Genomic DNA, 23,908 nt, shown 5'->3' with positions numbered 1-23,908 from the left:
GGCACGGCAGCCGGCTGCGGTCGCTGGCCGTCAGCAACTCTCGCTGTTCAACGCCCATTATGATGAACACTGCTTCCTGCCGATCCACGTCTACGACACCGAGCACAGCCGGCCTGTTGCGGTCATCCTGCGCCCCGGCAAGACGCCGAGCGGCCGCGAGGTGCGGGCACACCTGCGCCGCCTGGTTCGGCGCATTCGCCGGCGCTGGCCCGATACGCGTATCACCTTCCGCGGCGACAGCCATTACGCCGGCCCCGAGGCGATGACTTTTTGCGAGCAAAACGGCGTCGATTACATCTTCGCGCTAGCCGGCACGAAGCCGCTCGCCAGAAAGGTCGACGAGGTCTGTGATGCATTTCGAACCGAACGTGCGATCGAGAACAAGATCGTGGTTCGCGGCTACACCGAGACCTGCCACGCGGCCGGCTCCTGGCATCGTGAGCGCCGCGTCGTCGCCCGCATCGAGGCAACCCAACAAGGGCTCGACGTCCGCTACGTCGTCACCAGCCTGGATATCGGCTCGGCTGAGTGGATCTATGACAGCCTCTATTGCGCTCGCGGACAGGCCGAGAACCTGATCAAGCTGCACAAGACCCAGCTCGCCTCCGATCGCACCAGTTGCCGCTCGGCGCTCGCCAACCAGGTCCGCCTCGTCTTCCACACCGCCGCCTATTGGCTCATCCTCGCCGTGCGCGATGCCATCCCAAAGCCGCGCGATCTGGCAACGGCCGAGTTCAACACGATCAGGCTCAGGCTTCTCAAGATCGCAGCCCGCGTCATCGAGACCGCCACCCGCGTCCGTCTCGCCTTCGCTGCGGCGTGCCCCGACGCCGACCTGTTCCGCGGCTTGGTAAACGCTCTGGTCCCGCAAGCACCCTGACGCGCGGGGCATGAGCCCCCGGTCACCCCGCTGCCGTCCTCCAACGCGTTCACGAAGTCGGGTCGAAAAGCGGCGAAAAAGCCGAAGCGTTCGCGCGCGCCTTCACCCCGACCGGAAATGTTCCAGCTGCCCCGCCCGGCAAATCATGAATAAGACGGGCTAGGGTTCGTTTTGATATATCGTCGGAATGTAGCGTAGTTCGAGCCGCCGAATTGCTTCGCCAGCGCCATTGCTGCCTTGAAGCCGAACTCGCTATCATGCGCGTGCTGCGCGAATACGTCGCCCTGAAAAAGGGCCTCTGATGCGAATACGTTGGCCTCACGCTCAAAAAGATCATGAATATCGGGGTCGAGAGTCTTTTCGCAGTCGTGGATGAGCGAATAGACCTTGCTCTGATGGGGCATGGTCCCGTGCCCCGCCTCGTGCAGCTTCACAAACGGAATGCGGGGTAGAGGGATGTCTTTGTCGATCACGACCAAGCGGTCGTTCGCCTCGAACAGCCCCAGCACCTTGCTCAGCGCCGACTTGATTGTAGCGACGCTTGCTTTGGCGGACACGATAAACCGCTTCAGAAAGGACTCGTTGAGAATTTGATCGTCCACCACGGTGAGCTTGGCGGCTTCCATGATGGTCTTTACCGGGGTCGGAAAGATGCCGTACGCACCGGCATCTCGAAGCAGCCGATCCGCATGCCGCTGAACGTCGGCGAGCTGTTGTGGCGTGAGGAGCGAGTCGTCGGGACGGGTCACGCGCGCGTTTGTTTCCGAATGAAGGCCAGATACTCCATCAGCGCTTTTTCTTCATCCGGCGTTAGATCGCCGACGGCAAACGTGGCCGCCTTTCGCGCATTCTCCGCCGAAAGATAACCGGCTCGATCCATGAGGTCCTCATAGGAGGTCTTGTAGAGACCGGCCAAGACGTGAAGCACGTTCGGCGAGGGTTTCGCAATTTTATCATTCTCAAGTTGACTAAGATAAGCGTTCGAGACGTCTTTGCCAGTGGCTTCTTCGACCTGGCGCAAGGTCAGACCGGCGATGTCCCGTAGTCGCGCTAAATGTCTTCCAAAAGTCAGCTTCGGCGGCTGCTCTTTCTTGTCGCTCATGACGTTTCCGTATGTGGCTGATTCAACGAAAGAATTACGCCGCTTTGCTTGCTACGTCAAGCGCCGCCAACAGTTTGCTTGACAAATTTAGCAAATCTGCATATATTTAGCTTATCGCCGTAAGGCTTACCTTCGGAGGACTTAATGCATAGCAATGGAGAAAATCCCGATCTGGAAAAGGCTGAGGTCGATCTCGATAAGGCCTTGAAGGATCTCGAAAAGGCCGAACACGAGATCGAGGACGCCAAGCACGAAATCGAGGAGGCCAAGAAGGAGCCCTTGGTCGAGTTCGAGGACGTCAACTCGTTGGAGACCGTGACGTTTCACACGTCCTGGGAGACGACTTTGGCGGCCGCTTGGGACAAGGCGGCGCACAAGCTGAAGGAGCCGCACAAACCCGACGACCGTCTGCAGAGTGCTTCTGGTCATGATCTGATGCCTTATCTCTCGCTCACCTTGCGTGAGCTGATCGACAAGAAGATCGTCAAGGCGCTCAGCTTCCAGATCGTCGGCCCGACGGGCGGTGCTTATGACCATTTTTGGTAAGCCGCCGGTTCAGGATATCGCGACCGGCCGGCAGGTCTTTGCCGAGCACCTCCAGCGCGCGCTCAAGGGGCGTTCGCTGGAGGAGGTCGGTTGGGCTCAGCCCGACGACCTTACGTTGTTGGTGCCGATGTTCGCCACGACGGCCGACCATCGGGTTGATGCCTATCTCCTGCGGCTCTCCTTCGATCACTACCCGACGTGGCCGCCGGGGACGCAGTTCGTGAATCCCCTCACGCTTCAATACAAGGTCAACGAAGACGCAAAATGGGTTCCGAACGCGCCGGGGCACCCCGAAATTGCATTCCATACGAACTACGCTAGCAGTGGCCTGCAACTCGTGTGTTGCTCGCTTACGCTCGAATTTTACAAAGTGAATCATTCTGTCGACCCGAAGTTGGTCTGGCAGGGTGATCGCCAGACCTTTATGGCCACCATCGCGTCGATCCGGCGCATTTTGGTGCCGCCGCACTATCTGGGTCGCGCCGCATGACCGTGCCAAGCCTGATTGCATCGGCGGATACAATCCGCCTGACCTCGAATTGGTTGCGTTCCATGAAGGGCGTTGAGTCCTGCTGCTTCTGGTTTGGCCAGAGGCCGGCAGAAGGTGCGGCGGTCGTGGCCTCAGTCGTCGTCCCGCGCCAGCGAAACAATCAGGGGCACTATTTTGTAGAGCCGAGCGCTATGATCGACGTTGCCAATGTCGCTCGCCCTCGTGGTTGGAAGAACTTGGCGCAAATCCATTCGCACCCGGGTGACTGGGTTTCGCACTCCGGCTATGACGATGAGATGGCAAACAGCCGTCGCGCGCTTTCGCTGATCTATCCCAACTATGGGCATGTACCCGGTATGTGGAGATACCGCGGCTGGATTGCGCGGCTCTGGCCGGCGGCATTACCCGCCGAGATCGGCGTGACCGCCTTCCTCGATGACCGTTGGCAAAGGCTCGACCAGCCTTCGGCCAATCTTGCCGTGACCATCGGGTCGGTGCCGCCCCCTAAATTGATTGATCTGCGCTAATGACGGTCGAGATCGAACAGCTCTCGGATCGCCATTTTCGGCCAGACCCTGCCGGGATTCTGGCCGACACCGCCGCGGCGCGGCAAGGCCATGTGCTGGTTTCGATCAACACCGCCGCCGCGAGCACCAAGTCCGGGCAGGATGCGCTCTGGATGCTCACGAATTTGCTCTGTCGGCAGTTCAAACTCGTCACTTCCATCATTTTTGACATTCCTGACTTGCCAACGTTCGAGAAGCTCGCGGCTTTCGGGCAGGACCCGAAGTTGCTGCAGACCATGCTCAACTGCGTCCATGCCGTCGCGCACAATCACGTTGTCGCAAAATCTTACCGGCCGGAGGCGGCCGAGAATGTCACGATTGAACTCCATATCGGCAAGCCTCAAGGGGAGGCGAGGGCGCCGGAACGACTTGTGATTTTCGCAGATGGTTGGCGCCTATTTATCGGACGCGAATTCCCCGAAGGCGCCTCTACTACGTCAGAATTGTCGATCGGACCCTATTTCGCCGCCTGCTTTGCCGCTGGCGAAGTATTCAAACGCCTTAGAGGCCTAAAGCCGGGCAAGGGTGAGCTGCTCGGCGTTGATCGAGACCTGCTCCTTTCCGTGTGGTCGTGCGAAGCCGCCCCTTCATGGGAAGCGCTCGCGCCCGATCCCAAACTGCCGAACATGCCGCTGCCCGATTTCTACGTCGCCGGCGCAGGAGCCGTAGCGCAAGCACTCGCCCTCGGGCTTGCCGGCGTGCCAGGTCTCCGCGGCTTTGCGGTCGCCGCAGATCCGGACACTTTGGACTTGTCGAATGACAATCGCTACGCGCTCAGCGCCATTGACAACGACGGTTGGCCGAAATCGCCGATGATGAAGGCATTTTTGGAGCCGCGCGGTCTCAACGTGTTTGCTTATGAGAAGACCTGGCAAGACTACGTCAGTGGGTCAGGTAGAGACCACAAACGCGCTGAACTCGAACAGCTCGAACGCCGGTATCTCTACGGCATCATCTTGTCGTGTGTCGACGACAACAGGGCTCGTCACGCCATCCAAAATCTTTGGCCCGGTCTGATCATCGGGGGCAGCACGCATGGGCTGACCGCAAAGGTCACCACGTATGACATGCGCGGCGACCAGCTTTGCTTGAAGTGCTTCAACGCCGTCATCGACCGAAATGATCGTGTGAAGGCGCGTTTGGACCATGCCCGGACGTTGAATCCGGAAGAGCGCCGTCAATATTTTGAAGACCTGAAAATTGATCCGGACAGAGCATCGGAATACCTCGACGATCCGGGCTGCGGAAAACTTGGTGCGCAGGATCTCGACCGATTTGCTGCCGGTCCGCCCATGATGTCGGTGGGCTTTGTTTCGGTTGCTGCCGGCGTTCTGCTCGCGGCGCAATTCTTGCGCCTTCAGCTTAGCGGTCGCGCGCCGCTGACGGATCGGGGTGCACTTACTATCGCCAATTTCTATCGCCCGGGCATTCGCATCGTGCGATCAATGCCTGAGGCGACCTGCGATTGCGGGACCCGCCGTCTTAAAGACTGGCGACGAAACTGGTCTCAGCATTGAATTTCATGCAAGACCGCCGGCTGGCACTGTTCGCAGGTGGTGATGAAAAAGAGATAGATGGAGAGCTGCATTGGTGCTCCTTTGCACTGTCGTCAGGATTGGCTTGCAATCGCCAACGCGGCTGACCGGCAGGCCGCGGCAATCGCAGCACTGACGGTCTTGTCGCCGACCGCACGCGCATAGTTACGCCACCCGAAAGGATCGACAGCAGCGCCCAAGCGCGCGCCTCGCGATCTTTTAGCGATTTACCTTGAAGGCCGCCAGCGACAGTAGCGACGACGCGGGCAATCTCGGCTTCGAATGCCGCTTTGGCGTTGTCGTCTCCACGCTGCACTTCCGGCGTCAAGCTCTGCAAGGCGAGCTCATTCCAAGCTCGCATGTGCGTCTTTCGCCGAGATAGAAGTCGACAAACGCAACGACCCATTTATCACCGCGCTCGGCACGCAGTGATTCAACACCGATCCGCAACTCCTCAAGCCCCGCGACGACCGCAGCCTAAAGGGAGCACTTGGATCGCCCATCCGCGCAGCGTCCGTATCGGTGGCCTTCGTTCACGCGTCATCAGCATTGTGACAGCTCCTGATACGACGAATCCTTATATCCGTCGTTCGTTCCCCGTTAGCGCAGGGCTGGAATTCGGAATGACGAGAGAGCAAGGTTCGGCGTGCAATGCGACCGCGAACTGGCAGCTTCTGGTTACGCGCTTGACGTGAACAGCCGGCCGAAGTCTGCATGCGACCCTAGGCGGCTCGCGCGCGGATGCAGTGTAAAGAGAGTAGGGGAAGATCATCCAACTTTCCGTTCGACCTCAACAGCGTTCTCCAACAACGGAGTATCTAGGCTCGGAATATCCGGCATGGCCTTCCCGGCAATTGCCTGCAGGTCGCCGACCATGCCCACGGTCGAATCGATGACGGCCAGGATTTGGGTTTCCCGCTTGGCCCATTGGCGGCCCATAAACTTGCGCTCCTTATCGAGATCCTCGCGCATATCGTTGAATTTCTCAACGACAGCTCCGACTCGCTGCCGAAACTTCGTGCCTGTCAGGTAGTGGTAGACCTGCTCCATCTTGGTCTGCTGGCCCTGCTGAACGAGGCGTGAGCTGCTCACGTCGATCAGACCCTGGCGGAGAGCCACGGCGACCGGCAATGCGCAACGCGGATGAGCCACCCATACGCCGTCGACGAGATCAAATTGCTCGATATGTTTTGGCAGCGCATGTGAGATGATCAGAGCGACGTCGGCGCCGGAACGGCGCTGGTCGTCACGTAATTTGGCGAGCCACACGTCACTCCATGCCTTGGTGCGTTTGGTTTCCCAAAGGATGATGCCGGCTGATTGGCCAATGGCACCATTCACCTGTTGAATAACGTCCGCCCCAAGCTCACCTTTTCCAACCGGCTCAATTGAATCGGTTGGAAAACGTCCGCGCAGAAGCTCTTCGAGCTCGAGCTCGAGTACTTCCCCTTGGGATTGCTGTGATCCCTGCTCGGCCTTGCGCTTGAGCTCCTCAATCGTTCGAGACATCGACTCGATGGTCTGGTCCTTCTCGGCAACGCGTAAGCGCGCAGCCTCGTCGGCTTCCTGCCTGGCCTTGATCTGGATTTCGCTGATTGAGGCCTGCACGCGCTTCTCTATTGTCAGGTCGAGTTCGCGCTTTTCCTCTTCGAGTGCGCGCTGCTGTCGCATCAGTTCAGCCTGCTGCTTTTGGGCCTCCGCAAGCTTTGCGTTGTTGGTAAGCAGAGTGGCTCGCAGCTCCGCGGCTTCCGCGTCCTTTGCCTGCAGCTCAGCTGCGGCCGCCTCTCGTGCCTTCTTGCTTTCGGCCGCGACCAGCTGTGCACGTTCGGCGGTCAATCGCTTCGCAACGTGGTCCTCGATTTGCTCGCGGTCCTTAGCGACCTGCTCGCGTTCCAGCCGCAGTGCCTCGGTCTTACGCTCCATCTCTGCATCTTTGCTGGCCAACTGCTGTTGAAAGCGCTGACGAGTTTCAGCGAGGAGGGGAGCGGCCAACGACTCCGTTAGCCGGATCTCGTGATTGCAGTTGGGGCAATGTAGGGTCGCCTCGTGCGAAGCGCCGGTTGCTTTGAAACTCATGAACTCCCCATCATTTCCTGCAACCGGATTCAACATGATCTGTGCGCGATTGCGATGTCGCTCGGCTTAATGTCCACATAAGCGTTGTCGATTTCGACTTGGCCGGCGGGTTTTCCACCGACACGTCGAGTTAGCGCGAGCTGCCTCGCAGGAGGGCAATCTAGATTAGAACAAAATAGGAACAGAATGTCAATTTTGGATCCTGAGGCAGGTTTATATTACGACGATTTTACTTAGTCTGGCTGTGGCAAATCGGTTTGACTTAAACCTTGGATGTGGTTTGAATATGTGCTAATTTACTTAGTATGGCTGAGCAAAAGGACAGAAAGCTAAACAAGCTCGAACGAACCCTCCCGCAGGGGCTTCTGGTCGATGCCGCCTGGATGGAACGGCATGGATACTCCACCAGCCTGCGCAGCCAATACGTATCGGCCGGCTGGCTCGTTCAGCCCGCGCGGGGAACCTTCAAGCGACCGCTCGGCGAAGTCTCCTGGCAGGGTGTCGTCGTTTCGCTCCAGCAACTGCTCGGCTCCGATCTCGTCGTCGGCGGACGTACCGCCATCGAAGTGCAAGGCCTCGGCCACTACTTGAGCCAGGGGGGTCCTTCGACCGTACATTTATATGGAACGCGGTCCGCTCCCGGCTGGCTCGGCAAACTCCCGCTCAAACAGAAATTCCGCGTTCACCGCACACAAAGTCTATTCAAAACGCACGGGAGGACGCCCGGATCAGAGTCGGGGACGACGCGGAAAATACCGGGACCATTCGACTGGCCTCTCACGGTATCGACTCCCGAACGTGCGTTCCTCGAACTGCTCCACGAATTGCCCCGCCACGAAAGCTTCCATCAGGTCGATGCGTTAGCGGAAGGATTGAGGAGCCTAAGTCCCCGGCGGCTGCAAATGCTTCTGAACGACTGCAAAAGCGTCAAGGTCAAACGATTGTTCTTCTGGTTCGCGGAGCGGCATCAGCACGCTTGGCTCAAACAGATCGACAAGTCGAAAGTCAATCTCGGCACGGGAAAGCGCATGCTCGTCAAGGGCGGCAAACTCGACACCAAATACCTCATAACCATCCCAGATGACCTCAATGCCCCTGTCTGAAAAATACCGGCATCAGGTGACCTTGTTGATCGAGACGATTCCGTTCGTCGCGGCGGAGCCCGATTTTGCGCTCAAGGGCGGCACCGCTATCAATCTCTTCCACCGCGATATGCCCCGCCTATCGGTCGATATCGACCTGACCTATCTGCTGGTGGCTCCGCGCCCCGAATCTCTTGCCGCGATCGATGCAGCGATGAAGCGCATGGCGGCGGCCACCAGAAAAGGATTGCCGGGCGCACGGGTGACGGAAGTCGTCAACGCTCGTGAAAAGATCGTCACCAAGCTGACCATCCAGAAAGGCGACGCGCAGATCAAGATCGAGGTCACGCCGGTGATCAGGGGCAGCGTCTTCGAGCCGGAGCTGCGCGATGTCTCGCCTGGCGTGGAGGAAACGTTCGGCTTCGCACAGATGAAAGTCGTTTCGTTCGCCGATCTATACGCCGGCAAGCTCGTCGCGGCTCTCGACCGGCAGCATCCGCGCGACCTCTTTGATGTCCGCGATCTGCTCGCCAACGAAGGCATCACGGACGATCTCCGCAAAGCGTTCATCGTCTACCTCATCAGCCATGACAGGCCGATTTCCGAGGTCGTGGTTCCCCGTCGCAAGGACATTGGGCAGGAGTTCACGCACGGCTTCGAGGGCATGACCGCCGATGAAGTAAGTCTGGACGAATTGCTCGAAACCCGGGAAACGCTAATCGCCGAGATCGCGGGAAAAATGCCGCAAGCTCACAAGGATTTCCTCATGGGGTTCAAGCGCGGCGAGCCGAATTGGAGCCTGTTGGGCGTCCCTGGCGCGGAGAAGCTGCCGGCGGTGCGCTGGAAGCAGATCAATCTGGACAAACTTCCTGCCGAGCACAGGGCGAACCTCGTCGCACAGCTCGAGGAAGTCTTGCGCAATGCCTGAGGTCGGAGGAGGGATCTCCGTCGAGCACGCGCGTGGCAACCTGTTCAGACGACATCTCCGAGAAGTACGCCGCCACCCAGCGGGCCCGGAGCTTGCGGGCTTCAGCTCAGCGGCCTATCGGGCGCCAGCCCCGACTGTCTCGTTGCCTGCATGAAATTTCTGAATCGTTGGCGCGGATCGATTCATTTTTTTAATTGGACGGTCGATTCGGCAATTGCGATTCTGGCGCATGTCCGAACTCACGGTGCAATATCTCGTGCTCGAGCGTCGCGAACCGGCCCGCAACATGGCGCGGTTCTATGTGCTCACGATCGAGCCGACGTTGTTTGGCGATACGGCATTGGTGCGTGAATGGGGCCGTCTCGGTGGGCGCGGTCGACGGCGGCTCGATCTGTTCGATGGACACGTGCAGGCCGCCGAGGCGCTTGAGTCCTGGCTCAGACGAAAAAGCCGTCGTGGTTACGTCCAGCGACAGTCGGGATAGCTACTGCAAAGAGCAGGATGATTGCCCCGCGAAAAGCAAACTTGGTACGCCGATCGAGAGGTGAAGCGTCGAGGTTGGCAATGCCGGTGAGCGCTTCAACGCGCTGATGGAGCGCGCCTCTCAGCAGGGCACCGGCACGGCGACGACGAAGTCGCTCTGGCAACATCTGTCCGATCAGGACACCCGGGCGGCCACTCAGGCTGCCCTCGTACTGCTTGCGAAAGTCCAGAGCCTCGCCTTAGGGGCTCTATTCTTTCCAGCTAGCGGCGGTTGTGCGCGGGAAGCAGACGAGATGCAGTTGCAGCGGTTGTTGTCGTAGTCGGTTCAACGCTCTTCCTGGCTGGGAGTAGGAATGTTCCACTTGCCTTTAAGTAGCGCGGAGAGCTCTGCCGCTTCGCTTATTGTGAGGTTTGACATCGCGTCAGCTAGTCTCAGCAATTTTACGGAGACATTCCTAATGGGTGCGTTCAGGATGTTCGGCTGGCCGAGCGGCCAGCCCGCCAATGCAGCGCGAGCCTCTGCGGGTGTCTTGAACAGGCGCGGATTGGCAATGAACTGGATGGAGCGCCCAAACGAGCCATCCTCGTAAGATCGCTCGTTCACAAAGGAGATGGTGATCTGCTCGCCGCCCAAGCCTCCGCCGCCGTACACGGGCTTTGGGATCACCTGCAAGCCGAAGCCGACCAGGTGACACGCGGCCGCTCCCCTGCAACGCTGGGGGGCGGTCCGTTCAAACGGCCGTCTCGCCCCTTGGAGCCCCTACTTTAGTGCGACCTTCGACCCACAACGACCACCGTTGCGCGAATGCGCAACCTACGAGAGTATGGCCCCAACAGAGGGGCAGGAAATGGCGTACGAGGTCGGGCTTCACCCGGGCACCACTTGGCACAAGTGTGATTTTCAATGCCATACGCCGCGTGATCGCGGCTGGACCGGCTCGCCCGACCTTCCCGGCGGCGACGAGGCAGCCGAGTTAGCTCGCAAACAATGGGCCGAGAGCTTTATCCGCGCTGCGGAAGCCGCTCGTCTGCAGGCCGTAGCGATCTCGGATCACCATGATGTTTGTCTCTCGGCCTACGTCTTAGAGGCGGCGACGCGGCTTAACTCAACGGTACGCGTCTTTCCCGCCGTTGAAATTACCTGCTCAGACAATGCTCAGTGCATCGTCATCTTCGACCCCAGCGCAAACATCGACACACAAAAATTGGCGATTGGAGCTGCCGGCAATGTTCTTGTGGCGGCCGCGACCGAAGCCAAGACCTGCGCTGTTCTGCCGGCTCGGGAAACGGTCACCGGCTTCGTCGCGGCGATTCAAGGAGAGCAACATCTTCGCGACATTAGCGTCGTCCTACCGCATTTCAGCAAGGAAGAGGACCACAAGAGCTTAAACGAGGCAGGCCATCATCCGCGCTTTGCCAACCTGCCGATCGATGGCGTGTATATCGAGCGGCCGTACGGCTCCCTGGATTCCAAGACGGTCGAGAAAATACGCGGCAAGATCCACGACTGGGGTAAACGGCGCCGTGCCATCTTGGCGACTGGAGACAATCGCCGGGCGGACTGGGGTCGCCTCGGCGCGAATGACTGTTGGGTGAAGCTTGGCGAGCACTCGATTGAGGCTCTGCGCCAGGCGCTGCTTGCTGATGAGGCGCGAATCGCTTTTGAGGCGCCATCTTGTCCCACGGAGCATCTGGTCGAGCTGCGGGTTAAGAGCAGCTTGACCGGTCCGGCACCGGTGAGGATCGCTTTTAACAACGGCTTTAACGCCATTATTGGCGGACGCGGATCAGGCAAAAGCGCCTTCCTTGAATACTTGCGTTTTGGCCTGGGTCGGACCGACAAGGATTTCGGCGGGAGAGTGGAGCTTGATCAAAGCCGCGAAGCCAAGCTCATCAGCGAAACCCTCGCCGGCGATGGATATGTGGAGGTCGTGCTCGAGCGGGAGGGCGTGCAGGAGACCTGGAAACGCTCTCTGGCGAACAGTGAGGCCATAACTGCGACGGTTGGCGATCGAACGCTTCAACTGACAACCAGTACCGCTCGAGAACGGTTCCGGTCGAGGGCATTTCGGCAGAAGGGCCTATCGAGCACGATGAATGATCCGGCGACAGCGTCGGATCAGATAACAAACATCGCAGCTGCTGAGGAAGTGGATCAGCGGCGTGACGTCGACCGAGACATTGAGAACACGCAACGCAGCGTGGGAGTTGCACTGATCAATCTGGTTGCTCTTTGGAAATCGAGAGTCGACCTTAGTCAGGCAACCGAGAAGGTCGAGGATTTGCGGACCCGGATAGCGGCGCTAACAAAGCGGCTCGAAGAAGAGGGGTTATCGGCGGAGGCTCTGCGCACGATCGAGCAGAGTCCTAAGTATGGCCGGGCGAGCGAGTATATCGGAACCGTCGGCGACCAGGCGGAAGAAGCAAAGGTTAAGCTCAACGAGATCGAGACCTTTGTGTTGGCCGTTGACCTGGCCGCTTATGAGGGGGCGGCCGAGTTTGACGAAGTGGGTGAGGTACAACAGGCGCTCGATCAGGCGAAGACTGCCATGGGGGACGCGTTCACCTCAGCCCGGGCGGCGCTAGAAGCATTGTCACTCAAGCAAGCCGATGCCAAGAGCCGCTTCAACGTCAAGCGTGACGCGTTTTTAGTGACCTATGCCGCGGCGGTCGAGGAGCAGGGCAAACACAGCAATCTGGTTGACGAGGTTGCGCGATTAAATACAGAACTTCAGGCTGCCGAAGCGGCCCAGGCGAAAGCAAGAACCGAGGGCCAACTGCAGGCCAATGCGGAAAAGGGCTTTCGCGAAGTCCTGGAAAAGTTGGACAGCCTGGTCGCGCGCCGACGAGCCATCCTAAAGGCCGCCGCCGATAAGGTGGCCGGAAGGTCCAGCAACATGCTGAGAGCTCGGATGCGCAAGGACCGCATGCCAGTGCAGTACCGTGCTGCGCTGCAGAAGCTGTTTGAGGCTTCCGGTACGCAGCAGGTTGAGGAGGGGTGCGTCGACTGGATAAAAGCGGCACTGGACGAAGATGAGGATCTTGGGTGGGCGAAGCTGCGACAGCGGTTCTTGGAGCTATACGAGGCGAAGATCATGGCTGGCTCGCCGCCCGATGCTAGTGATGGTTTGCTGAATTCGCTGCAGAGCCTGATCTTCAACGGCGTCAGGCAACTGACAGAACGTCAGCGAAAACGCATTTATCAGAACTTAGCGGATCCCGTCATCGCCGGCATTGTTGCCGCTGTGCCAAATGATGCGATCAACATGTCGTATGTTGATGAAGGCAGGGCAATAGACTTCCAGATGGCGTCACCTGGTCAGCAAGCCTCTGCGTTACTAGAGCTGCTGCTGAAACAGTCTGCAGGCACCCTGATCATTGACCAACCGGAGGACGATCTCGACAATCGCGTCATAATGCGGATTGTAGAGCTGTTGCGGACATCGAAGGCGACTCGTCAGCTCATCTTCACGACGCACAACGCAAACATCGTGGTGAACGGGGACGCTGATAAGATCGTTACCCTGAAGTCGCCCGAGCCGACTTCCAATCCGACCAACAATGCCCCCCGGGTTCAACTGTGAGCGTCACGAGAGGATCACGGGTGCCTGGGCTTGACTTGCGCGGAATGCTCTGGATAGCGCGGTCGGGATGATTGACGCCGCCGGCGCGCGGTGATGGGTTGATCCCGGTTCGGAGCGGGCAACGGGGATCAGAATGACCAGCGAGTCGCAGCTGCGCGAGAAGCTTCGGAAGATCGAGGCGTTGTTCGTGGGGGCCGGAACTGCTGGTGAGCGCCTTGCAGCGGAAGCCGCGCTGCAGCGGGTGCGGGCCCGGGTCGAGGAACTTGCTCGCCACGATCCACCGATCGAACAGCAATTCTCACTTCCCGACCAGTGGTCTCGGCACCTGTTTCTGGCGCTTTGCCGCCGATATGGGCTGCGGCCGTTTCGTTATCGCCGACAGCGACGTAACACGGTGATGGTCCGTGCGTCACGGGGCTTCGTTGATCGAGTCCTGCTGCCCGAGTTCACCGAGCTGGAGGGTGCGCTGCAAGTGTATCTGCACGAGGTAACGCTGCGCGTGATCCGCGAAGAGATCTACGACGACGCCAGCGATGCGCAGGAAGTTCCCGACGCCGTGCCGTCGAACTGATCAAGCGGCGAGCTTTGGCTCCGAACCATCGCGCTCGGCTTTCCAATTCCACGGCAGCAGCGTGTTCAGCTGATTGATCTTGGTACGTCCGGAGACGATGCGCTCGAGAACATCAGTAAAATAGTGCCGTGGGTCGATGTCGTGAAGCTTTGCGGAGTTGATGAGTGATGCGAGAGTGGCCCAGGTTTCGGCGCCGCCCTCACTGCCTGCGAACAGATAGTTTTTCTTTCCCAGCCCGATCGGCTTGATGCTGCGTTCGACCGTATTGCTGTCGATCTCGATGCGCCCATCATCGATGAATCGCGTCAGGCCGTCCCAATGGTTGAGGGTGTAGCGGATCGCCTTGCCAAGGCCGGATTTCTTCGAGACTTCCAGCAGTCGCGCCTCGAGCCAGGGCTTGAAGTCCTCGATCAGCGGTCTGGTGTCGGATTGTCGCACCGCAGCTCGCTGCGTCGCCGGCAAACCGCGAATGCGATCCTCAATGGCGTAGAACATCGCGATCCGCTGCAGCGCTTCCGCGGCAATCGGCGATTTCGTCGCGATGTGGACGTCCCAGAACTTCCGCCGCGCATGCGCGAAGCAGAACGCCAGTTGTACCAGACGGCCGCCGTTTTTAATCAGCCCCTTGTACCCGGCGTAGCCGTCGACCTGCAGGATGCCGTCGTAGTCTCCAAACAGCTGCCTGGCGCGGATTGCCTTGCGATCCTCGGCGAACACGTAGACTACTGCCGGCGGCGCCGGGCCGCCCCACGGGCGGTCGTCGGTGGCGATCGCCCAGAACTGGCAGACTTTGGTTCTGCCACGGCCGGGATCGAGAACTGGCAGCGGCGTCTCGTCGGCAAACAGCCGCGGGTAGGACATCACTGCGCGGCGCAACAGCGCGTGAAGCGGCTTCAGCCACCAGGCGACGCGGCCCATCCACGAGGCCAGCGTTTGCCGGTCGAGCGTGATGCCTTGGGCGGCAAACATCTGTTCCTGGCGATACAGCGGCAGCTGGTAGCCGTATTTCATCACCGCGACGTGGGCCAGCAAGGCTTCCGTCACCATTCCACCGTCGATCGCCTGGGCCGGCGCGGGTGCCTGCAGAACACCCTGGCGGCATCCCCGGCAGCCGTACCGTGGACGCATGATGCGCTTGACCCGGTACTGCATCGGAATGACGTCGAAGGCTTCCTTGACGGTCTCCCCGATCTTGTGCAGCTGCTCGCCGCAGCAAGGGCAGATGTGGCTCTCGATATCGATCACGACATCGATGCGCGGCAAATGCTCCGGAAGCTTCCCCCGGTTGCGTCGCGCCGGTCGCTTTCCACGGCCCTCCGCTCCGTCAGGCAGCCTGCCTCCGGTCACGTCGTCGTTGGCGGCGGCACGAACCGCCTGTGCCCTGATGGTGAAGAGAGACAGCTGTCCGATATCCAGTGTCTCGGAGCGCGGACCGAAGATCGTGCGCTTGTACTGGGACAGGATCATCAGGAGCTTGTCGTTCTCCTGGATCGCAGCGTCGCGTTGGGCGATCGCTGCATCACGCTCGGTCGCCAGCGTGCTGCATTCCTCCGACAACGCCGCAAGCCGTGACGATAGCGTCATCACGGCTTGTCGGAGCAATGCTGGATCGGAAGGCAAATCACTCATGCAGAGCGATTCTACAACAACTCCGCATGAGTGACGAACGACTCTTGATAATGATCAACCAGCTCGCATCGGCTGATCCACAACTCGCATCGGCACACGCTTCCAGTCCGAGCCATCGAGCAGCACCGAGAGCTGAGCATGAGATAGCGACATGACGCCTTCCTTGATCGGCGGCCAGGTGAACTGCCCCTCGATTCTTTTGTAGTAAAGGACAAGGCCGCTTCCATCCCAAGTCAGGATCTTCACGCGATCTCGGCGCTTGGAGCGGAAGACATAAAGTCCGCCGTCGAACGGATCGGCTCCAAAGGCCTCGCTCACCAGCATCGCCAGCGAGTCCATGCCGCGGCGGAAATCGACCGGCTGCGTCGCAATCCAGATCGACAACCCAGCTCGAAGCCCGATCATCGACCAACCGTCCCGACCGCCGCCAGCACCTCGCACAGTGCCTCCCGGTCGACTGTCCCCCTGACACGGATGCGAATCGCGCCGACCTCGATCTCGATCGCCGCCTGCTCCTCACTCGGGCGCCCACAGCCGGTGATCGCGATCGGCACAAAGCCAGGTGGCATGCCTCTGTCCCCGCGCTCCGCGACCTGCGCCCGCGTAGCCTGGCGACGCCAGAGAAACAACAGGCTTGGACTGATGTCGTGTCGCCGCGCCACTGCGGACACGCTTGCACCCGGCGCAAAACTCTCCGCAACAATCGCCGCCTTCGCATCGGTCGACCAGCGCCGACGTCGGCCCGTCCCGGTGATGATCTCGACACGCTGCAGCGTGTCGGCGCCGTGTTCGAGGATAGGCATATGCCTATCCTTATCGCTATCCTTACGACTATCCTTTGACATTGTGACCTCGCGACAAACCATTCCGCGAGATCTTCCTAGCCGACCAGATCAACCCTCAGCGCGTGGTCTCCGCATGACGCTCACGTTCAACTCGATTGTGATGGTGCCATCGAGACGCCAGCCGTCAGCGCTACCATCACGTCAATCATGGAGGGTGGCCGCGCAGCATTTGACCTGCGCAGCCGCAAATACCGATTCGATGTGTGACGGGGCATTGCACCTTCTGGGGCGCAGACGCGGTCTATATGGCGCTCCTCATGGGCGCGAGTATGGCGATTGCCATGCTCGGCTTCATAAGCGATCTGGCCCGTAACATGGCGCGGTTCTACGTGCTTACGATCGATCCTACTCTGTTTGGCGAAACCGCATTGGTCAGTGCAGGCCGTCGAGGCCCTCGAGTCCTGGCTCAAGCGCAAAACCCGTCGTGGTTACGTCCAGCGGCACTTTCCGGGCTTGGAGCCGGCGTGCGACGCGCCGCAAGCGGGTTGATCTGGACAAAATCTCAGTGCAAGTATATTAAAGTAATCCGAAGTCATTCTCGACCATATTCTAAGAATTGCAAAAGTATTCCATAATCTATGTTATGCGAGCAATAGACCACCGTTAGAAGAGCTGCGACGCGCGCCTATTTGCAGCGCTACGGCAAGCCGGTCGCATTCTACTCGGATAAGCACGCGACGTTCCGGGTAAACAAGGGTCGGGGCGCCCGGGGGTGACGGCATGACCCAGTTTGGCCGGGCGTTGCACGAGCTCAACATCGATATCATCTGTGCCAACGCTCCGCAGTCGAAGGGTCGCGTCGAACGAGCCAATGGAACGCTGCAAGATCGTCTGTTGAAGGAGATGCGGCTGGCCGGAATCTCAACCATCGAGGCCGGCAACGCATTTTTGCCCGCGTTCATGGAAGGCTACAATCGGCGGTTTGCGAAGCCTCCCTTCAGTGACAAGGACGTGCATCGACCGCTGACTGAGCACGACGTCGTCGATGATGCCTTTGCCTGGAAGGAAGAGCGCACGGTATCGCAGAGTCTGACGCTGCAATACGACAAGATGCTGTTCATCCTCGAGCCGAACGAGATTACGAGCACCCTCGCCCGCCAGCGCGTCACCGTGTTCGACCATCCGGACGGGCGGCTTGTGATCAAGCACAGGGGCCGTGCGCCGCCCTACCGGACGTTCGACAAGGTGCGACAAGTCGACCAGGCGGAGATCGTCGAGAACAAGCGGTTAGGGTCGGTTCTGGCGTACACTTGCCGAGCAGCAGAAGCTGCTCGACTTCAGCCGCAGCCAGAAGGCTCCGCGAAGACGTGGCCAAGGTCCGAGCTTGTTCAAGGCGGGCTAAAACCCGCAAGTCGACCAGTCGCCGTCGCTGGCATTGGGGCTCTCATCCGGGCGCCCGGCCGCTGCGCAACCCCGGCCAGCTTCGCGTCCGTGCGCCCTCCTCGCCGGGCTGCGCGGCGGCGATCAGGGTGAGACTCCAGCGACAATCAAGGTGAGACTGCGCCGATGGGGACGGACCGAAGGGAGGGCGCAGCCCGACCGGAGGACCGTCCCCATCGGCGTCGCGCGTTTTTGGACCCGTCTGGCGGCCGGGTGCGGCTGGTGCAAGCTGTTGGTTCGTCTCGACAAGAGGGAATCGATGCCTTGCCTGGCCTCCACATCACCGACCACCAGATGAGGCTGTACATGACGTACCGACTGACACTGTCCCCCGAGGCCGCCGCGGCCAAGGCGGGGTTCTCGAAGGCAAGCGCGGATCGAATCGAGGGCGATTGTCGCCCGCCATCGCAGAAGAAGACGCCGAGGGGCCGGCGCCGGTCCGATCCGCTCGGGCAGTATTGGGACGCCGAGATCGTTCCGATCCTGAAGGCTGCGCCCGGCATCCGCGTGATCGGCGTGCTGGACGAGCTGCGCCGACGGCATCATGACTTGAACCCGAACATCCGCCGCACGCTGGAGCGGCGCATCAACGCCTGGCGGGCGCTCAACGGCCCCGAACAGGACGTGATCTTCCGCCAGCAGCACGAGCCCGGCCGCCTGGGTCTGTCCGACTTCACCGACGTGAGCGCGCTCGGTATTACCATCGCGGGTGAGCCGCTCGATCACCGGCTCTATCACTTCCGGTTGGCGTTCTCCGGCTTCGAGCATGTCCATGTCGTGCTCGGCGGCGAAAGCTTCGTCGCCCTGGCGGAGGGCTTGCAGAACGCGCTGTGGGCGCTTGGCGGCGTGCCGCGGGAGCATCGCAGCGACAGCCTGTCGGCAGCATTCCGCAATCTGGCCGCCGACGCACGGGGGGATCTGACGCAGCGCTACGCCGGGCTGATGGGCCACTATGGCATGGCGCCAACGCGCAACAATGCGGGCATCGCACATGAGAACGGCTCGATCGAGAGCGCGCACGGCCATCTCAAGCGGGCACTGGAAGATGCGCTGTTGCTGCGGGGGACGCGCGAGTTCGCCAGTCTCGATGCGTACCGGGCTTTTGTCGACGAGATTGTCGGCCGGCGCAACGCCAACCTCGCCAAGCCGATCGCGCTCGAGAAGGAGGCCTTGGCGCCGCTGCCAAAAGGCCGCACGACCGACTTCGAGGAGAAAGTGATCCCGGTGACGTCGTCAGGCGGCTTCATCCTGCGGCGCGTATTCTACACCGTGCCTTCAAGATTGATCGGCCATCGCCTGCGTGTGCGCATCTTCGACGACCGGCTCGAATGCTTCCTTGGCGTCACGCCGGTCGTGACGCTGCGGCGCGGTCGGCCTGTGTCCGAGAGCCAGGGCGGTCATGTTGTGGATTACCGGCACGTCATCCATGCCCTGCGGCGCAAGCCGATGGCGCTCCTCAATCTCGTTTATCGCGACCAACTCTTCCCGCGTGCAGCTTACAAACGTCTGTTCGAGACCTTGCGGGAGCATGGTGATGACCGGCGCGCCTGCAAGGTGACGGTCGAGCTTCTGGCGCTGGCTCACGAGCGCGCCTGCGAAGCAGAACTCGCCGAGGTGATCGCGATGGATCTGGACGCCGGACAGTTACCCGATCTTGCCGCGCTGCGCGACCGCTTCCGACCCGAGGCGGCCTCGATCCCGCGTGTCGCCGTCAAGCTGGCGCCGCTCGACGTCTACGATGAACTCGCCTCCGTCAGCGTCATGTCGGGCCGCTCGAACCTGGGAGAGGCAGCATGACCGGTATCGCTACCTCCGTCGATGCTGCCCGTGTCGAGCTGCTTCTCAATGAGCTCCGCCTGCCGGGCGTCAAGGCGATCTGGCCGAAGCTCGCCGCACAGTCGGACAAGGAAGGGTGGCCTGCCGCCCGCTTCCTCGCCGCCCTTGCCGAGCACGAGGCGGCCGATCGCACCCGCCGTCGGATCGAGCGACACATGGTGGAAGCGCGTTTGCCCGCCGGCAAGACGCTCGCCACCTTCGACTTCGAAAGCGTGCCGATGCTATCAAAGGCACAGGCGATGGCGCTCGCCGCTGGCGACGCCTGGTTGAAGGCCGGCGCCAATTTGCTCTTGTTCGGTCCACCGGGCGGCGGCAAGACCCATCTCGGCACGGCGATCGGCCTGGCTCTCGTCGAGAACGGTTGGCGCGTTCTCTTCGCGCGCACCACTGATCTGGTGCAACGGCTGCAGGTCGCGCGGCGCGAGCTGGCGCTGGAGTCCGCGATCGCCAAACTCGATCGCTATGACCTCCTGATCCTCGACGACATCACATATGTGAGCAAGGATCAGGCGGAAACCAGTGTGCTGTTCGAGTTGATCGCCGCCCGCTACGAACGACGCTCGCTGCTGATCACGGCCAATCAGCCATTTGGCGAATGGGGGCGTATCTTCCCGGACCAGGCAATGACGTTGGCTGCCATCGATCGTTTGGTCCACCACGCCACGATCCTCGAGATGAACGTCGAAAGTTACCGTCGAAAAGTTGCCCTCGATCGCAAGCGCGGTCCAGGCCGGCCGCCCGTTCATACGACCCCCAACGAACTCGACAAGGCAACGATTGACGCTGGCAATCCTGCGTGATTGTCGCGCAGCGTCAATCAAGGCTTGCCAAACCCGCGGCCAGCGTCAATGATCCGCCCACTCGGCTGCCTTGTCTCATCTTGATTGACGCGCCACTCTCATCCTGATTGTCGCGCTATAGACAAAATACTGCTTCTCAATTCCCAAAGTCCGGGAATTGGCCACTGCCGAGTTCGCGACGCTGCGTCTTCGGCTCTTGAAACTCGCTGTCCGTGTCGTCGAGACCACGAGCCGCATTCGCCTTGCGTTTGCCGCGGCATGTCCCGAAGCCGACCTGATCCGCGGCTTGCCAGGCGCGCTGCTGCCGCTCGGTCCTTGAGCGGCGGGGCGTCCGCGCCCCGTTCGCCCAACCTACACCTCAAGCGCGTTGCAAAGTACGGGTCGGTCAGGCGGTGAAAAGCCGAAGGCAATCCCGCGCGCCTCGTCAGAGCAGATGCGCGGCCACATCAATCGGACTAAAAAAACGCACTCTCACGAATAGGACGGGCTATTAGGGCTCAGTTGATGTGGATCCTTCGGTGGAACGCTCATCATCAGCGTGCCAGCAAGGTTTTGCCAACCATTCACGCTTTCCACTCTGGCCGCTAACGGATCGAAAATAATTCTGCCGCAAGTTCGCACACGTGAAAGACATGGGGGATCCACACATGACCGGGCTGGCCGTTGAAGAAAATGTGCGCCGCTATCGTGCGATAGCTTCGCTATGCCGTCAGGCCGCGGCATTTCGGCCCCTTCAGCGGTGTTCATTGCTCGCCCAGGCTAATGAGTGGATCCGATCGGAGAACTTGCCGAATTTCTGCCCCCACTGGCGCACGGTTTCATAGGTCACGCCAATGCCACGCGCCGCCAGCATTTCCTCGACCATGCGCACGCTTAAGGGAAACCGGAAATTCAACCAAACGGCATAGCTGATCACTTCCGGTGGGAAGCGATGGCGGAGATAAAGAGGGTCCCGGGCGGTCGGCATGCCGGTCGTCTACCCCATCGGCCGCTCCAATTCGTTAACTTGACGGTGCCCTCGAACAAGCCCCATGGCTGCAAAATCGCGCATAGCCTCCCGCGCCTTCGTTCAATCCGGCTTCAGCGACGTCGCGTCATGAGCGCCTGCCGCGCCCTCGCGTGACGCGATTTCACAGCCCCCAGATTCGACCTTAAGGCGCGTCATCGATTCTGCGAGAGTCGCCGCTGGAGTGCCGGCCGATCGGCGACGAGACCGTCGAGGTGCAGCGGCTCGTGATCTGGCCGCTCTCCTTGCGCCAATCGTGCAGCCAGCCCCCGTGTGGCGTCCACCACAAATACGCCGCAATCATAATTGTTCCCCTGACGGGCCATGCGGACTGGTAGCAGGTTGACGCTCAGGATTGTTGCGAGCTCTGTTGCAGCCTCGCTGTTGAGCGGCCCGGCTGAGTCATAATGATAGGCGGCCCGGTGGCGGCGATCAACGAACATTAGCGACCAATGGTCGCCTTCTTGATCAGCACGACCATTGTTCACTGGCAGAAACAGGAAGTCGGCTGTATCGTTAGGCTGCTGGTCCACCCGGACGATCTCCTGGAGAAGTTCCTGCCTGACAGTCTCGTCCGCGGTTTCGCGCAGCAGCTGGACCTGCGCCGGTTCCACGAACCGCGCCTGGGCGGCCAGACCAGGATACTCCGCGCGCACGAGCGCGTAATCTGCGCTGATGTGGGCGTCGTCCACCCATTCCTCGGCGTCGAGGACCAGCGGACGCTGCGGTCTGATGGGCGACCCGGAGACATTTCCATTCGATTGATCCGGCCTGGGAAGAATGTGCCGGTCCGACTGCAGCCCGGGCCTGAGGCCAGCGAGCACCTTGTCCCTTAGAGCCCCCCTGATCTCGCGTTCGATTTCCTTGCGGACCTCGACCCCCAATTCCCGCTCCGCATCGCCAAAGCCGGTCAGGTTCAGGGCGGCGAGCCTTTTCTTCAATCGGTCATTGAACTCGTCCCCCATTGCATCGATGAGCTGTTCGCTCATCGCTTCATGGGCTTCGGGTGCAATGCGGCTCACCACCGTGTCCCAAGGCTGCCAGTCCGTCGCCAAATAATCGGCAAACTCCGCCGTCTCCTTGTCACGCACAAGCGTCTCGGCGTTGTCAATGTCTTCGGCGGTGAGGTCAGAGACGTTGAAGTAGGCCATACCGGGGGCGATGTGCTCCAGCCCCAGCCGCTCGCGCAGCTGGACCTGATAGCCAAGATAGACGTCGATCTCGTCGACACGGCGGGCGGAATTCTTGGTGCCGAGCGAGTGGGCCTTCTCGCGCGCGATCCCCTCCAGCGCGTCCAAGCGGAACATGACCCGGCCCAGTTCGATGAGGTCGCCGAGCCGATTGTCATAGACCCTGTTCTCGATGTCTGCGATTATGCGTGCGTTTTGCATGCCGTTCCAGGCCAAAGTTCTGCGATCCTCGCAGCTCTGGTTGGCATCGGAAGCCACCTCGAAATAGCGCGCGCGCAATTGCGGATTGTTCGCCGCCCTCCGCAGATCTTTGGCCACCGCCTGCCGGAATCCTTCATCGGCAGCGTTGACGTTTTTCGTCCGCAGCTTTTCGAGAAAGCCCGCGTATTCCTGGGCGCCCTCCTCTTCGGAAAAACCCTGCCAGAGGGCCACCGTCTCCGGCTCGCCGTCAAGCCAATCCGCGACCGCCTCAGCGAGAGTCCGCGCTGGACCTTGCGCCACTGCTACGTCCACTATGAATAACGGTCCTTGATAGTCATCGGCATGTCGGGCTCTCACAAGGTTAGTCCGTACCCGCTCGGACAGGGAATTCCTCTGCAGGTTAACTAGGCGCAAACTCGGATGCGTCAGCAGATTCTCGGGCACACTCGTCAGCCGGTTATCCTGAGCGTAGAGCCAGCAGAGCGCGGCAGGAAGGCGGTCGGGCAGGCTGGTCAGCTGGTTGCCCAAAACAATCAGACGCCAGAGCGTGTGTGGGAGGGCGGGAAGGCTGGTCAGCTGATTCATCCGGGCGTCGAGTTCATACAGACGGGGCGGAAGCTCAGGCAGGTGGCTCAGCTGATTGTTGCTGACGTTTATGCGCTGGAGCGAGAGCCACGCCGGCAGGCTAGGGGATGACAAAACCGTCAGGGACAGCGACCTAAGGTCTAGCTGCCCGGAGCTTGCGGCCGCCTCCCAAGCTCTCGTTATTCTTAGCCGCTCTAGCCGAGCCTCTGCTTCGGCCATGCCCTCAAGATTGGGCTGCTGCGACGGTCCGCCAGGAGCGTCGGCGGCTCGCGGCGCCCGGGTCAAGCACTGGACACACCGCCTCATCGCCCGGGGGAGACCGCAGAGGCAACCTCGCGGTTGATCTTGTTCTGAAGGTTCGGAAGGGATACCAGAATCCCGCTCGGCCTGCCCTGCGTCTGAGGCGCCATCTCGCCCTTGTCGTCGTTGACGACGCAAATTGTCGCTTTCGTCCATCCCGATCGACATAGAAGAAGCTGGTCCCCACCCACGAGAGCTATTTAAACTGGCGTCGCTTTGGCTTTGCCGCGCGCGTCGGACAATTGGCGCGATCAGCAGGCAGATAAGCTCGGCTTGCGCCTAGTCTCATACTA

The 23,908-nt window shown here is 60.5% G+C and carries 18 protein-coding genes and 5 pseudogenes; 14 read left to right on the top strand and 9 right to left on the bottom strand.

The features are described from left to right. Positions 1-19: 19 nt before the first annotated feature. Positions 20-880: pseudogene (locus ACVIGA_RS43360) on the top strand (IS1380 family transposase); the annotation flags it as partial. Between the two features lie 143 nt (positions 881-1,023). Here the strand turns inward: ACVIGA_RS43360 and ACVIGA_RS43355 are convergent. Both ACVIGA_RS43355 and ACVIGA_RS43350 read right to left on the bottom strand, forming a co-directional pair. Continuing rightward, positions 1,024-1,629 carry an ImmA/IrrE family metallo-endopeptidase gene (locus ACVIGA_RS43355; protein WP_456671082.1) on the bottom strand — a complete coding sequence of 202 codons (606 nt, stop codon included), beginning with the start codon at positions 1,627-1,629 and terminating at the stop codon, positions 1,024-1,026. Next, positions 1,626-1,982 (bottom strand): helix-turn-helix domain-containing protein, encoded by a 357-nt coding sequence (locus ACVIGA_RS43350; protein WP_456671081.1) that lies wholly within the window; start codon positions 1,980-1,982, stop codon positions 1,626-1,628. Before ACVIGA_RS43350 ends, ACVIGA_RS43355 begins: the two co-directional genes overlap by 4 nt. 144 nt (positions 1,983-2,126) lie before the next feature. On the opposite strand from ACVIGA_RS43350, the gene ACVIGA_RS43345 reads away from it, so the two are divergent. Genes ACVIGA_RS43345 through ACVIGA_RS43330 form a run of 4 tightly spaced genes read left to right on the top strand, consistent with a single transcriptional unit; the run spans position 2,127 to position 5,101 of the window. Next, complete coding sequence (locus ACVIGA_RS43345; RefSeq protein WP_456671080.1) at positions 2,127-2,528, top strand: hypothetical protein; 402 nt, start codon at positions 2,127-2,129, stop codon at positions 2,526-2,528. Beyond that, a complete protein-coding gene (locus tag ACVIGA_RS43340) occupies positions 2,512-3,018 on the top strand; it encodes a hypothetical protein (RefSeq protein WP_038975216.1) in 507 nt (168 codons plus the stop codon). The genes ACVIGA_RS43345 and ACVIGA_RS43340 overlap by 17 nt, the downstream gene beginning before the upstream one ends. Continuing rightward, entirely contained in the window at positions 3,015-3,545 is a 531-nt protein-coding gene (locus ACVIGA_RS43335; protein ID WP_456671079.1) for a Mov34/MPN/PAD-1 family protein, read from the top strand. The genes ACVIGA_RS43340 and ACVIGA_RS43335 overlap by 4 nt, the downstream gene beginning before the upstream one ends. Further along, positions 3,545-5,101, top strand: a complete 1,557-nt coding sequence (locus ACVIGA_RS43330) for a ThiF family adenylyltransferase (RefSeq protein WP_456671078.1) — start codon at positions 3,545-3,547, stop codon at positions 5,099-5,101. Before ACVIGA_RS43335 ends, ACVIGA_RS43330 begins: the two co-directional genes overlap by 1 nt. A 786-nt stretch (positions 5,102-5,887) precedes the next feature. Here the strand turns inward: ACVIGA_RS43330 and ACVIGA_RS43325 are convergent. Further along, complete coding sequence (locus ACVIGA_RS43325) at positions 5,888-7,195, bottom strand: DUF2130 domain-containing protein (RefSeq protein WP_456671097.1); 1,308 nt, start codon at positions 7,193-7,195, stop codon at positions 5,888-5,890. 305 nt (positions 7,196-7,500) lie between these two features. Here ACVIGA_RS43325 and ACVIGA_RS43320 point away from each other — a divergent pair, with 305 nt between their 5' ends. The 3 genes from ACVIGA_RS43320 (at position 7,501) to ACVIGA_RS43310 (ending at position 9,689) form a co-directional block, all read left to right on the top strand. Continuing rightward, positions 7,501-8,298: a type IV toxin-antitoxin system AbiEi family antitoxin domain-containing protein gene (locus ACVIGA_RS43320; RefSeq protein ID WP_456671077.1), complete on the top strand. Its 798-nt coding sequence runs from the start codon at positions 7,501-7,503 to the stop codon at positions 8,296-8,298. Further along, complete coding sequence (locus tag ACVIGA_RS43315) at positions 8,285-9,205, top strand: nucleotidyl transferase AbiEii/AbiGii toxin family protein (RefSeq protein ID WP_456671076.1); 921 nt, start codon at positions 8,285-8,287, stop codon at positions 9,203-9,205. Before ACVIGA_RS43320 ends, ACVIGA_RS43315 begins: the two co-directional genes overlap by 14 nt. A 229-nt stretch (positions 9,206-9,434) precedes the next feature. Then, positions 9,435-9,689, top strand: coding sequence for a WGR domain-containing protein (locus ACVIGA_RS43310; RefSeq protein ID WP_456671075.1), 255 nt, complete (start codon positions 9,435-9,437; stop codon positions 9,687-9,689). Positions 9,690-10,013: 324 nt separating this feature from the next. On the opposite strand, the gene ACVIGA_RS43305 is transcribed toward ACVIGA_RS43310, so the two are convergent. Continuing rightward, a complete protein-coding gene (locus ACVIGA_RS43305) occupies positions 10,014-10,322 on the bottom strand; it encodes a hypothetical protein (protein ID WP_456671074.1) in 309 nt (102 codons plus the stop codon). Positions 10,323-10,536: 214 nt separating this feature from the next. Here ACVIGA_RS43305 and ACVIGA_RS43300 point away from each other — a divergent pair. Beyond that, positions 10,537-13,269, top strand: a pseudogene (locus tag ACVIGA_RS43300) (TrlF family AAA-like ATPase); the annotation flags it as partial. A 136-nt stretch (positions 13,270-13,405) separates the two neighbouring features. Next, entirely contained in the window at positions 13,406-13,843 is a 438-nt protein-coding gene (locus ACVIGA_RS43295) for a hypothetical protein (RefSeq protein WP_166202962.1), read from the top strand. Here ACVIGA_RS43295 and tnpC read toward each other — a convergent pair whose 3' ends face one another. The 3 genes from tnpC to tnpA all read right to left on the bottom strand — a co-directional run bounded on the left by tnpC (position 13,844) and on the right by tnpA (position 16,275). Beyond that, on the bottom strand, positions 13,844-15,427 hold the full coding sequence (gene tnpC, locus ACVIGA_RS43290; RefSeq protein ID WP_166215215.1) for an IS66 family transposase: 1,584 nt from the start codon (positions 15,425-15,427) through the stop codon (positions 13,844-13,846). Positions 15,428-15,526: 99 nt separating this feature from the next. Continuing rightward, the gene (gene tnpB / locus ACVIGA_RS43285; protein WP_166202960.1) at positions 15,527-15,877 is read right to left on the bottom strand and encodes an IS66 family insertion sequence element accessory protein TnpB; all 351 of its coding nucleotides are present in this window, start codon (positions 15,875-15,877) and stop codon (positions 15,527-15,529) included. Next, on the bottom strand, positions 15,874-16,275 hold the full coding sequence (tnpA, locus tag ACVIGA_RS43280) for an IS66-like element accessory protein TnpA (protein WP_414643311.1): 402 nt from the start codon (positions 16,273-16,275) through the stop codon (positions 15,874-15,876). Before tnpA ends, tnpB begins: the two co-directional genes overlap by 4 nt. A gap of 659 nt (positions 16,276-16,934) precedes the next feature. Between tnpA and ACVIGA_RS43275 the strand changes: the two are divergent. The 4 genes and pseudogenes from ACVIGA_RS43275 to ACVIGA_RS43260 all read left to right on the top strand — a co-directional run. Then, positions 16,935-17,659: pseudogene (locus ACVIGA_RS43275) on the top strand (ISNCY family transposase); the annotation flags it as partial. 302 nt (positions 17,660-17,961) lie between these two features. Further along, entirely contained in the window at positions 17,962-19,494 is a 1,533-nt protein-coding gene (gene istA / locus ACVIGA_RS43270; RefSeq protein WP_456671047.1) for an IS21 family transposase, read from the top strand. Further along, the gene (gene istB, locus ACVIGA_RS43265) at positions 19,491-20,333 is read left to right on the top strand and encodes an IS21-like element helper ATPase IstB (protein ID WP_456671046.1); all 843 of its coding nucleotides are present in this window, start codon (positions 19,491-19,493) and stop codon (positions 20,331-20,333) included. Before istA ends, istB begins: the two co-directional genes overlap by 4 nt. Before the next feature lie 136 nt (positions 20,334-20,469). Beyond that, positions 20,470-20,652 (top strand): annotated as a pseudogene (locus ACVIGA_RS43260) (transposase); the annotation flags it as partial. 450 nt (positions 20,653-21,102) lie between these two features. Here the strand turns inward: ACVIGA_RS43260 and ACVIGA_RS43255 are convergent. Then, positions 21,103-21,300: pseudogene (locus tag ACVIGA_RS43255) on the bottom strand (IS6 family transposase); the annotation flags it as partial. Between the two features lie 194 nt (positions 21,301-21,494). Next, complete coding sequence (locus ACVIGA_RS43250; protein ID WP_456671073.1) at positions 21,495-23,315, bottom strand: NEL-type E3 ubiquitin ligase domain-containing protein; 1,821 nt, start codon at positions 23,313-23,315, stop codon at positions 21,495-21,497. Positions 23,316-23,908 lie beyond the last annotated feature (593 nt).

Source organism: Bradyrhizobium sp. USDA 3240 (genome assembly GCF_054063295.1).
The sequence above is the reverse complement of the archived record's forward strand: the minus strand, read 5'-3'. Positions and strand labels throughout refer to the sequence as shown.